We start from the raw sequence: 11,310 nt of genomic DNA, 5'->3' as shown, positions 1-11,310 counted from the left end.
CCCCACCGTGCTGCCCGTCCCTGCTGCCTGGAGCCTTAGCATTCGCCGTGCCGACGCCCCTCTCCGGGTTATTCCCCTGGAACTTCAAGCACTTGAGCCCCAATGCCCTCCAGGACGAGGGGCGCTGTGAGCGCGGAGCCGGAAAAAACTCCTGACCCTCCAGGGCCCCGGCCTAACGTGTGACAGCCTTGTTGACGGGATGATGGAGGAACCCGTGCGCCTTCCGGTCGCCGCCGCACTGCTCAGCCTGGTCGCCTGCTCCGAAACGACCGAAGGCCCCACCCCGAAGCTCGAAGGCCTCATCAATCCGCTGGAGCGGCTCGTCACCCCCGCTCGCGTCTGCAACGCCGGGGGCGGCGCGCGCGGATGGCCCCTGGAAATCGTGGGCACGGGCTTCAACCCCCTGCCCCGCGACGCGCTCACCGACACGCCCACCGTGGAGCTACCTCGGGTCACCCTGAGCGGCCCGAGCGACTACACGCTCCCCGCCGACCACCTCTTCTTCGCGCGCGCCGAACTCATGCGGATGGACCTGCCCACCCGCGACAGCACCCCGTCGAGCCAGCTCGCGCCCGGCACCTATACCGTCGCCGTGACGAACCCCCTGGGCGGGACCGCCACCCTCGAGGACGGCCTGCGCGTCGTGCCCGCGCCCACGCTCCAGAGCATCACCGCGCCCCAGGGCTTCTTCTACGGGGGTGGCAGTCCGCTCGTCATCGAAGGCAGCGGCTTCCGCTCGGACGCGCTGCCCCTCATCACCCTGCACCGCGCGGGCGAAGAGGACACGACGCTCTTCACCCTCACCGTCGTCTCCGACACGCGCATCGAAGCCGAGGTCCCTCCCACGACGCCCGAAGGCACCTACGACCTCGTCCTCACCAACCCCGAGGGCTGCTCCGTCACCCGGCCCCAGGCGCTCACCGTCACCTATCCGAAGCTGGGCCTGCTCACCCTGTCGCCCCGGAGCGGTCCCGCCAGCAACGACACGTCCATCACCCTGGACAACAACGCCCGCTCCGGTGACGAGCGCCCGTTCTCCTACGGCATCCAGGACGTGTACCTGGTCGCCCCCGTGAAGGCGGACCCCAGCCAGCGCGTGAACATCCCCCTGCGCGAAGTGACGTTCGTGTCCGGCTCCCAGCTCACCGCCACCGTGCCCACGTGCGCCGGGTTTGATCCGCTGCCCGTAACTTCGCCCCAGTGCCCCGGCGGCATCGTGCCCGGCGGCCCGTACGCGCTCATCATCGCGGACCCCAGCGGCGCGGTGGGCGTGGTGCCCGAGTCCGCGGGCTTCACCGTCTCCGCCTCCCTCCTCAACGACGCCCCCACCCCATGAACGCCCTCGCCCTGCTCGCGTTCGCGGCGCTGGCCGCCGCGCCGTCCCCCAAGCACAAGGAAAGCCCCCTCTTCCTCGCGCCCAAGGTGGGCTTCATCAAGACCACCACGTCGCTCGACGGAGACCTCTATCTGGCCGGCGAGGTGGGCTACCTCACGCCCCTGCTCCAGCGGCGGCTCGCGGTGGTGCTGGAGGTGAACTACCACCGGCCCTCCACGACGGGGACGCTGCGCGGGCCTCAGTTGGACAACCTGGGCCAGCCCGTGGAGCGCCCGTACACGCTCGCCGCGCGCGAGGTCGCCATCCAGCTTTCCGCCGTGCTCCGCTTTCCCCGAGGGCTGGGGCCGCTCACGCCCTACGTGGGCGCGGGCCCGGGCCTGTACCTGCACCGCGCGACGGTGGAGGTGTACGACAGCACCGCGTCGGAGAGCGGCGGCGGGTTTGGCTTCCAGGCACTCGCGGGCGCGGAGCTTCCGCTGGGTCCCGGGGGCGCGTTCCTGGAAGCGCACTACCACTTCGCCCCCGTGAACTTCCTCACCACCGGCGACGTGAACACCGGCGGCGTGCTGGCGGCGGTGGGCTACCGCCTCCGGCTGTAGTCAGCCACGGACGCGCGTCAGGCCCGGCCCACGGGCGGACGCAACAGGCGCAGCATGTGCTGGGCCAGCAGGTCGCGCACGGCCTGGAGCAGCGAGCCCATCAGGTGGTGCAGCGCCTCCGCGGTGTCGCCATGCGCTTCCCGCAGGCGCTCGGAACGACCGTCGAAGATGCGCAGCCGACCGGGCACCAGCGAGATGACCGGCAGCGACGGGTGGCGCTTGCGCAGCAGGCCCAGGAACAACGGGTGGTCCTCGTCCGGGCGGCGCAGGTCCACCACCACCAGGGCCGGCTTGTTCTCCGCGATGGAGGCGAAGGCGTCGTCCGGCTCTCCCGTGGCGGTCACCTCCACGTCCGGCTCCGCGTCCAGGAAGCGTCTCAGGAGTGTGCGCGACGCCAGATGCGGGCTGACGACGAGGACCCGCATCAGGAGGTCCACGCGAGGAAGGACGCGTGGAGCCCCCCGGCGAGCGGGGCGCGGCGAGCAGCGACAGGGGAAGTCCCGGGCATGAGCATGGTGCAGGTAACGCCCCGGGGCCCTCCAAAGCAACCCGACCCGCGCCCCGAAGGCACGCCGTGCCTCCAGGCAGTCAATCGTCCGCGCCCGTGGCTTCTTCCGGACAAGTTGGCCACAGTGGCGCCGCACCGTCCCACCCGCTACTTCCCTTCCCGCGGATGTTCCCTGCCACGTAGGTTCCCGCACCCGCGCACGAGCCCGTCATCGAGCCCCTTCCCGCCCCCCTCATCGAGCTGCACTACGACAGCGGCACGCTGGTGGCCCCGACGCTGCCCGAGGACGCGCGCCTGCTGGAGCTCTTCCAGAAGGACGCGCGCACGGGCGTCTTCCGCGCCCCCGCGCGCCACTACCGCGACGTCGTCATGCGCCTGCGCGAATGCGGGCTGCCGTACGAGGACCGGGCGAAGCGCTTCGAGCCGGTGGAGCTGCCCCTCAGCATCCCCATCGAACCGTTTCCGCATCAGCGCGCGGCGCTGGACGCGTGGACGCGCGCGGGAGGCCGGGGGCTGGTGGAATTGCCCACCGGCGCGGGCAAGACGCTGCTCGCGGTGCTGGCCATCGCGTGGGTGAAGCGGCCCACGCTGGTGGTGGTGCCCACGTTGGACCTGATGGCGCAGTGGCAGGGCGTGCTGGCGAAGTACTTCCCCGGCCCGGTGGGCATGGTGGGCGGCGGGGTCAACGACCGGCAGGCGCTCACGGTGACGACGTACGACTCCGCCGCGATGCAGATGGAGTTCACCGGCAACCGCTTCGGCCTGCTCATCTGCGACGAGTGCCACCACCTGCCCGCGCCCAGCTACCGCTTCATCGCCGAAGGCACGCTCGCCCCCTACCGCCTGGGCCTCACCGCGACGCTCGCGCGCGCCGACGGTGGCGAGCGCGTGTGCGAGGAGCTGATGGGCCCGCTGGTGCACCGCACCGGCATCGAGGAGCTCCAGGGCCAGTACCTGGCGCCCTATGAAGTCCGCCGCGTCGAGGTGCCGCTGACGCCCGACGAGAAGACGCGCTACGACGAAGCGCGCGGCAGGTACCTCACCTTCGTGCGCAGGTTGGGCGTGCCGCTGGCGTCACCGGAGGGCTGGGCGCGCTTCCTCGCGCAGAGCCAGCGCAGCGATGAGGGCCGCGCGGCCTACCGGGGCTACCGGGAGCAGCGCCGCATCGCGCTCACCTCCAGCGGCAAGCTGGACGCGCTCTGGCGCATCCTCGTGGAGCACCGCGAGGACCGCGTCATCGTCTTCACCGACGACAACGAGACGGTCTACACGCTGGCCCGGAGGCTGCTCCTGCCCGCGCTCACGCACCACACGCCGCTGCCGGAGCGCAAGGCGCTGCTGGCCGCGTTCGCGAGCGCGGAGCTGCCGGTGCTGCTCACCTCGCGCGTGCTCAACGAAGGCGTGGACGTGCCCGAGGCGCGCGTGGGCGTGGTGCTCAGCGGCAGCGGCAGCGTGCGCGAACACGTGCAGCGCCTGGGCCGCATCCTGCGAAAGCGCCCCGACAAGCGCGCCATCCTGTACGAGGTCTGCTCCGCGCAGACCGCCGAGAGCGGCATCAGCGAGCGCCGCCGTCAGCACCGCGCCTACCAGGAGGGTCCTCCGGATGCGGATGCGTGAACGCCTCGCCTCCCACGTGCGCGAAGGCACCCCGCGCTCGTCCTGTCGTGGAGGTCCTCGATGCTGACGCGTGAACTGCTCGCCTCCCGCGTACGCGAAGGCATCCTGCGCCCGTCCTTCGTCAAGACGCATGACCCGTCCCTCCAGGCGCTCGCCAAGGAGCTACTCGCGGACGCGGAGTCGTTCCGGGGTCAGGCCCGCGACGACGTGGAGGAGGCCTTCGCCCTCAAGGCAGGTGCGTTCAGCCGCCCCAAGGTGGCGCGGGGCCTGGTGAAGCTGCTGATGGACCGGCTCCTCTTCGACGAGGCCGGCGAAGGCGCGCAGGAAGCGCGCTGGCGCACGCTGCTCGTGGGCGCGAAGGTGCTGCGGACCCTGTCTCCCGACACCACGCTGGAGGCCTACGAAGCCCTCCTCTCCCAAGCCCTGGACGCGCCGCTCGCGGACACCCGTGAGGCGCTGTACACGGACCTGCCCGGCAACCGGAAGCTGCTCGGCTGGGACGGGGACGCCCTCACGCCGCAGGGCCTGTTGGACCGCTACAACCTCGCGCTCGCGCAGGGACCGCTGCTCAACGCCCGGCGCCTCACCCTGCGCGCGCGGGCACCGGAGCTCTTGCGCGTGCGCAAGCTGCTGCGCTGGCTGAAGTTCTGCCGGCTGGTGGCGGAGGTGCGGCGCGACGGCGAGGACTGGTCGCTGGAGGTGGAAGGCCCCGGCGCCATGCTGTCGCTCCAGAAGAAGTACGGCCTGCAACTCGCGAGCTTCCTCTCGGTGGTGCCCATCCTGGAGCGCTGGGAGCTGTCCGCCGTGCTGGAGGACGCGCGCAAGAAGTCCACGCTCCAGTTGAGCCACGAGGACCCGCTGGTGTCGCCCCTCCCGGCCGCGCTGGGCCACGTGCCTCCGGAGGTCGCCGCGCTGTCGGAAGGCTTCGAGGACGCGGCCTGGGAGCTGGACCTCACGCCCCGGCCCCGCCACACCGGCGCCGCGGGCCTGTGCGTGCCCGACCTCACCTTCCGCCACCGGAAGAACGGGCACGAGGTGGCGCTGGAGCTGTTCCACCCGTGGCACGCGGGACCGCTGTCACGGCGGCTGGCGGAGCTGCGCGCGCGCCCGGACGCGGGACTGCTGCTGGGCGTGGACCGGGCGCTGGCGAAGGAAGCGGCGGAGCGGCAGGTGCTGGAGGAGCACCCGCAGGTGGTGCTCTTCAACGGCTTTCCCTCCGTCCGGAAGCTGCGCGAGCGGCTGTCGCGCTGGGACGACGCGGCGCCCTCCTGAAGGGCGCCACGCGACAGGACGGCCTCAGCCCCGGGGTTTGAACTGCGCGGCCAGCACGCTGAGGATCCGGATGGAGCCCCGGTCCAGTTGCTTCGCGCGGCGCAACAGCCGGCGCAGCTCCGCGGACTCGCCGTAGTCGGACGGTGGCTCCGCGGCCCACTTCACGTCCTGCGACGGCTTGAGGCCCAGTGCTTCGTCCGCGGAAATGGACAGCACCACGCACAACCGCCGGAAGGTCTGGATGCTGGGCAGCATGTGGCCACGCTCCAGCCGCCCATAGACTTCACTCGCGATGCCGATGCGCTCCGCCACGTCCGCCTGGGTCAGGTTCAGGCGGGTGCGGGCGACGCGGGCCGCACCTCCGAGCCGGGATGCGAGGGTCTTTTCCATGGGGTCGTTAACCTACCGGGTTCGCCCATGTCGATATGACTTGAGAGGTTGGCTTCCAAGAACTTCCGGGGTAGGCTTGTCGCGACACAACCTCTTGCGTTACGCCTGTCTTCACCACCTGGTGGCCTTCATGCGCACGCACTCCCCTTCCGTCCCCAGCTTCCTCTTCGTCGACGCGGATCCGCGCGCGCTCGCGGCCCTGCGGCGGTTGGTGAGGGATCTGCCGGGCCTCAAGCGCTTCGCCCAGGACGTGCGCGAAGCGGTGCGGCTCATGCGCGAAGCGAAGCCGTCCGTGGTGGTGAGCGGCTACGGACTGCCGGATGGCGACGGGCTGTGTCTGCTCGAAGGCGTGCGCGAGCGCCTCCCGGATACCGCCTGCGCGCTGCACAGCTCGCATCCGCCCACGCCCGCGTTGGAGGGCCGGGGCATCACCTGGATGGACCGCGCCGCCCCGCCGCAGCAGGTGCTGGAGCTGCTCGCCTCCCTGGGCTGAAGCCGCGCCCCCGCGTTCCCGTGCCGCGCGGGGGCATGCGCGTTAAGGTACCGGCCTGCGCGCCATGAAGCTCTACGCCATCAGCGACCTGCACCTGCGTCACTCCGAAAACCACCAGGCCCTGGCCGCGCTCGCGCCACGTCCGGACGACTGGCTCATCGTCGGCGGCGACGTGGGCGAAACGCTCGCGGACATGGACCTGATGCTGCGCACGCTCACCGCGCGCTTCCGTCAGGTCGTCTGGGTGCCGGGCAACCACGAGCTGTGGACCATGCCTTCGGAGCAGCCGCCCCTGCGCGGTGAAGCCCGCTACCTGCGCATGGTGGACCTGTGCCACCGCTACGGCGCGCTCACGCCGGAGGACCCCTACCCGCGCTGGCCCGGCGACGGTCCCCACCGCGTCCTCGTCCCCATGTTCCTGGGCTACGACTACACCTTCCGCCCGGACACCGTGCCGGTGGAGAAGGCGCTGGAGTGGGCGTGGGAGGACGACCTGATGTGCACGGACGAGGTGCTGCTGCACCCGGAGCCCTACCCCACCCGTCAGGCCTGGTGTCACGCCCGCGTGGAGCGCACGCGCGCGCGCCTGGAGCGGCTGCCAGAGGGCGCCTCCACCATCCTCATCAACCACTACCCGCTCCGGTATGAGCACGTGCGGCTGCCGCGCATCCCGCGCTTCTCCATCTGGTGCGGCACGCGCCTCACCGAGGACTGGCACACCCGCTACCGCGCGGAGGTGGTGGTGACGGGACACCTGCACATGCCGGCCACCCTGTGGCGCGACGGCGTGCGCTTCGAAGAGGTGTCCCTGGGCTACCCCCAGCAGTGGCGCCACCGCGGTGGCCTGGAGCGCTGCCTGCGCGAGGTTCTGCCCGGCCCGGAGAAATCCGCCTGACGCAGGGAAGCACCGCGGCAAGCCGCGCGCGTCCTTAGAGCAGGCCCTTGCGTACGTTTGACGGTGTCGAGGAGGCGGGCGTGTAGTTCACGCCATGCCCGAACCCTCCTCCGCTGGCCCCATCGACGTCTCCGAGCGCGTGCACCTGCTGGACGCCCTGCGCGGCTTCGCGCTGTTGGGCGTCTTCATCTCCAACAGCGTCACCTGGTTCAGCGGCCGTGCGCTCCTGCCGCGCGAACAGGCGCAGGCGCTGAACGCACCGGTGCTGGAGACGGTGGTCAGCGCGCTCTACGCCTTCTTCATCGACCAGAAGTTCGTCACCCTCTTCTCGTTCCTCTTCGGGCTGGGCTTCTCGCTGCAGATGTCGCGCGCGGAGGCCCGGGGCGCGTCCATCGTGCCGGTGTACCGGCGGCGGCTGGGGGTGCTGCTGCTCATCGGCCTCACCCACATGTTCGCGCTGTGGGTGGGCGACATCCTCTCCACCTACGCGCTGGTGGGCTTCGTGCTGCTCTTGTTCCGCCAGCGCTCGGACCGGACGGTGCTCACCTGGGTGGCGGTGCTCTTCGTCGTGCTGCCGCTCCTCATCTCCTTCGCGCAGCGCTACGGCCCGGAGCTCCTGCACGGACAGGAGGAGGCGGCCCGCGCCGCGAAGGTGACCCGGGACGAGGACGCGGCGCACCGCACCGCGCTGCTCACGGGCCTGTCCAGCGATTCGGTGCTGACGTCCCAGCAGGCCAACGCGAAGTTCGCCTGGCAGAACCTGGCCACCCCCGGCCGCCCGCTGTGGATGTGCATCATCCTGGGCCGCTTCCTCGTGGGCCTGTGGGCCGGACGCAAGCGGCTGCTGGAGGATGTGGAGCGCAACCGGAAGCTGCTCCGCCGGATCCTCTTCTGGGGACTGGGGGTGGGCATCTGCGTGGCCACCCTGGCGCTGGTGCTCAACCTGAGGAACCGGGGCACGCCCATGCCGGTCAGCCCTCGGCCGTGGATGGTGGGCATGCGCACCCTCCGGGAAGTGGGCTACCTGTTCATGGGCCTGGGCTACGCGGCGGCCTTCGCGCTGCTCTTCCAGAAGGAGCGCGGGAAGAAGGTGCTGGGCGTGCTCGCACCCGCGGGCCGCATGGCGCTGTCGCTGTACCTGATGCAATCGCTGGTGAGCGTGTGGCTGTACGACGGCTGGGGCCTGGGGTTCGTCGGGCACCTGCCCATGTCGCGCAGCGTGCTGCTGTCGCTGGGCGTCTTCTCGGTGCAGGTCGTCCTCGCGCATCTGTGGCTTTCGCGCTTCCGCTTCGGTCCGGCGGAGTGGGTGTGGCGTTCGCTCACCTACGGCCGCGCCCAGCCCATGCGGCTTGCCTCCGCGAGTCCGGCGCGCACGGCGCACTGACTCCAGCAAGAGGAAGACGCAGGACAAAAAAGAACCCCGGGTCCCGCCGAGGAAAGCGGGAACCGGGGTCTGGAGGAGAGGGGCGCGGCATCAAGCCGCACCCCCTTCCGTGCGAACTACAGGGTCTTGTAGGACGCGCCGAACGTCGTCTTGATGTAGCCGTTCACGGTGGTGTCCACCAGGCTCGGCACGCCGACGATCGTGATGTAGTAGCGACCGGCAGGACGGTTGCGCAGCACGATGCCTTCCGTCGCGCTCTCCTTCACACCGCGGGCGATGTAGGAGGTGAACGTGGGGGCCGCGCCGAACTGCACGTAGACGTCCGCGTTGCCCTCGCCCTCACCCAGCGCGATGGACAGCGTGTTGATGCCGGAGTCCAGCTTGTACTCGGGCATGTCGATGATGTAGGTGCGGCTGGAGCCTTCCACGCCCGAGAGGTTCTCGACGACGTACTCGTTGCCGATCTTCTCGAAGCCACCCTTCCAGGTGACCGTGAGCGACGTGCCCGAGTAGGTGGTGAAGCCCTTGATCATCACGTACCAGATGGCTTCCGTGCCGGAGGTCGCGAAGGTGCAGGTCTCCGCGTTGCCGGACTTGTACGGACGGCAGTCGTACAGCGAGTCCGTGGGGGCGTTGGCGCGACGGACGTAGAGGTCCGCGTCACCCGTGCCACCGGCCATCGTGAACGTCACGTCCGTGGCGCCCTCGGGGATCGTGATGGAGTAGTACTGCTTGCTGCCCGACGAGCCGTTGATGGGCGTAACGGTCGTGCCCTTCTCAATCGGGGTGGTGACCGGGGGAGGAACCGGCACGCCGACGCCGACGGCCTTCCAGGCGTTGCCCACCGAGGCGACTTCCGCCGCGGTGAAGCCGAGCTGGGTCGCGGCCTGCTCCGACGCGGTCTTCGCCGCTTCGAAGTTGGAGGACGCGATCAGGATGTCCGTGTTGATCTTGTAGATGACCTTGGCGGCCTTCTCCAGACCGACGCCGGCGACGACCTGGGTCGTCTTGGCGCGCGGGTGCGTGCCACCCTGGGACATCAGGTAGAACGCCAGATTGGAGATACCCGAGCTGTAGTGCACGTCCACGCCGGAGGAGTAGTCCGGGTAGTAGTCGAGCGAGTCCCCGTCCTTCGTGGGCTCGTCCATGTAGCGCAGGCCGTCACCCGGGATGCTGGGCGTCCAGACGTCGTCGCCGACGATCCAGGTGTTCGCGTCGATGACCTTGCCCTTGCCGTACCACTCGCACACCGCTCCGAAGATGTCGGAGAAGGACTCGTTGAGGCCACCGGACTCACCGGAGTAGGTGAGGTTGGACTCGGCCGAGGTCACCGCGTGCGTCAGCTCGTGCGCCGTCACGTCCAGCGAGTTCGCCAGGTTGGAGGCGTTCACGCCGTCGCCATCGCCGTACACCATCTGGGTGCCGTCCCAGTAGGCGTTGACGTAGTTGTTGCTGTAGTGCACGTAGCTCTTCAGCACCTTGCCGGCGTTGTCGTACGAATCGCGGCCGAACAGCTCGCTGTAGCAGTTGTAGACGGTCCCGAGGTGGCCGTAGTTGTTGTTCACCACGGCGTCGGCGTGGGCCGGGTCACCCTCGAAGCGCGCACGGACGGCCGTGGGCAGCGACGTGCGGTGCTCCAGGTCACGCACTTCGCGGTTGAGCGCGGAGTGGATGTTCGGGCGGATCTCGAACACTTCGCCCGTCTTCGCGTTCACCAGCACCGTGTTGTCGACCGGCGTCGTGTCCTTCAGCTCGCCCTTGACGCGAACTTCGTACGTCAGGACCAGCTCGTTGCCCGAGCGGTGGTACACGAGCTCCGGCTGGCCTTCGCTGGACGCGCGCTCAGGAGCGCTGCGGTCGCCCGTCGCCGCGGCGATGGCCGCCTCGGCGGCGATGGTGGCCTTCGCCTCGCCCTTCAGGTCGCCACGGGCGTTCGTGTTCACCGCGAACACGCTGCCGTTGCGGGCGTGCAGACGCACTTCCGCGTCGCGCACCAGGATGCCGTTGTGGGTCACGCCGTAACGGAAGTGCGTGTCACCGTCGAAGCCGACATAGGCCTTCTTCAGGAACAGGTCGTTCGGGTCCAGGCGGAACAGCGGGGCGATGCCGGAGATGACCGGGGCCAGCTGCTGGGGAGCAGCGATGCCCTGGATGGCCGACGGCGCGGGGACGGAACCAAAGGAACCGGTGACGAAGGTGGGGACCGCGTCCGCGTCGGCAGCAACCACGTGCTGACCGGCCGACAGATTGGCGGAAGCCTTCTGGAGGTTGGAATCCTCCGTGTTCGCGGCAGGAGCGCCTTCGGTGCAGGCGCCAACCATCAGGGACAGGGCTGCGGCACCCAGGGCGCCGCGTACTCGCTTCTCGTACATGTAATCCTCCTGCTAAGTGGAAAGATTAGAAACGACAGTGTCACAAGAGAGGCGCGCATTTCAAGTACAGGCGAGAATTTTACGTATACGCCACTTCTCAAGAATTGAGAGTTCTCGCAACTGCTTGAAAATACGGAGGAACCCACGCCAACCGGGGGAAAACGAGCAATGCTTCGAACCTGACTAGCCAGAACCTTCGGGTTTGAAGCATCTGTCGGTAGATGCGTGCATTAAGTGAACGCCGGGGAGAATTTGCCGTCTCATTTATTCCCGACCCGGGTGGGTCCTACATTACCGCTGATCATCCCAAGGCCAGGGAATGGGGCAGTACCGGGGTGCGCGGTGGATTACATGGGAGGACAGGCACCTGCGCCGGCGTGAGGCCGCGCGACGGGTGCCGAAGGGATTCCCGTGAAGAAGCAGCCCCCTTCCCCCGTGCCGCCC

10 protein-coding genes are annotated in these 11,310 nt (G+C 69.5%); 7 read left to right on the top strand and 3 right to left on the bottom strand.

Going from position 1 to position 11,310, the window contains the following annotated elements:
• Positions 1–214 precede the first annotated feature (214 nt).
• Positions 215–1,336, top strand: coding sequence for an IPT/TIG domain-containing protein (locus D7V88_RS32775; protein ID WP_158625207.1), 1,122 nt, complete (start codon positions 215–217; stop codon positions 1,334–1,336).
• Positions 1,333–1,935 (top strand): outer membrane beta-barrel protein, encoded by a 603-nt coding sequence (locus D7V88_RS32770; protein WP_120544555.1) that lies wholly within the window; start codon positions 1,333–1,335, stop codon positions 1,933–1,935. Before D7V88_RS32775 ends, D7V88_RS32770 begins: the two co-directional genes overlap by 4 nt.
• Positions 1,936–1,952: 17 nt before the next feature.
• On the opposite strand, the gene D7V88_RS32765 is transcribed toward D7V88_RS32770, so the two are convergent.
• On the bottom strand, positions 1,953–2,363 hold the full coding sequence (locus D7V88_RS32765) for a response regulator (RefSeq protein ID WP_120544557.1): 411 nt from the start codon (positions 2,361–2,363) through the stop codon (positions 1,953–1,955).
• Positions 2,364–2,653: 290 nt separating this feature from the next.
• Here D7V88_RS32765 and D7V88_RS32760 point away from each other — a divergent pair, with 290 nt between their 5' ends.
• Positions 2,654–4,060 carry a DEAD/DEAH box helicase family protein gene (locus D7V88_RS32760; RefSeq protein WP_120544554.1) on the top strand — a complete coding sequence of 469 codons (1,407 nt, stop codon included), beginning with the start codon at positions 2,654–2,656 and terminating at the stop codon, positions 4,058–4,060.
• Positions 4,061–4,120: 60 nt separating this feature from the next.
• Entirely contained in the window at positions 4,121–5,332 is a 1,212-nt protein-coding gene (locus D7V88_RS32755; RefSeq protein ID WP_120544553.1) for a DUF790 family protein, read from the top strand.
• 24 nt (positions 5,333–5,356) lie between these two features.
• Here D7V88_RS32755 and D7V88_RS32750 read toward each other — a convergent pair whose 3' ends face one another.
• On the bottom strand, positions 5,357–5,722 hold the full coding sequence (locus D7V88_RS32750; protein ID WP_120544552.1) for a helix-turn-helix transcriptional regulator: 366 nt from the start codon (positions 5,720–5,722) through the stop codon (positions 5,357–5,359).
• Between the two features lie 130 nt (positions 5,723–5,852).
• On the opposite strand from D7V88_RS32750, the gene D7V88_RS32745 reads away from it, so the two are divergent.
• From D7V88_RS32745 to D7V88_RS32735, 3 genes are all read left to right on the top strand, one after another.
• Positions 5,853–6,215, top strand: coding sequence for a response regulator (locus D7V88_RS32745; protein ID WP_158625206.1), 363 nt, complete (start codon positions 5,853–5,855; stop codon positions 6,213–6,215).
• 64 nt (positions 6,216–6,279) lie between these two features.
• Complete coding sequence (locus D7V88_RS32740; protein ID WP_120544551.1) at positions 6,280–7,110, top strand: metallophosphoesterase family protein; 831 nt, start codon at positions 6,280–6,282, stop codon at positions 7,108–7,110.
• A 94-nt stretch (positions 7,111–7,204) separates the two neighbouring features.
• A complete protein-coding gene (locus D7V88_RS32735; RefSeq protein WP_120544550.1) occupies positions 7,205–8,494 on the top strand; it encodes a DUF418 domain-containing protein in 1,290 nt (429 codons plus the stop codon).
• A gap of 116 nt (positions 8,495–8,610) precedes the next feature.
• On the opposite strand, the gene D7V88_RS32730 is transcribed toward D7V88_RS32735, so the two are convergent.
• Positions 8,611–10,866 carry a M4 family metallopeptidase gene (locus D7V88_RS32730; protein WP_120544549.1) on the bottom strand — a complete coding sequence of 752 codons (2,256 nt, stop codon included), beginning with the start codon at positions 10,864–10,866 and terminating at the stop codon, positions 8,611–8,613.
• Positions 10,867–11,310 lie beyond the last annotated feature (444 nt).

It is taken from the genome of Corallococcus terminator, assembly GCF_003611635.1.
In the GTDB taxonomy this organism is placed as follows: Bacteria; Myxococcota; Myxococcia; order Myxococcales; family Myxococcaceae; genus Corallococcus; species Corallococcus terminator.
The sequence above is the reverse complement of the archived record's forward strand: the minus strand, read 5'-3'. Positions and strand labels throughout refer to the sequence as shown.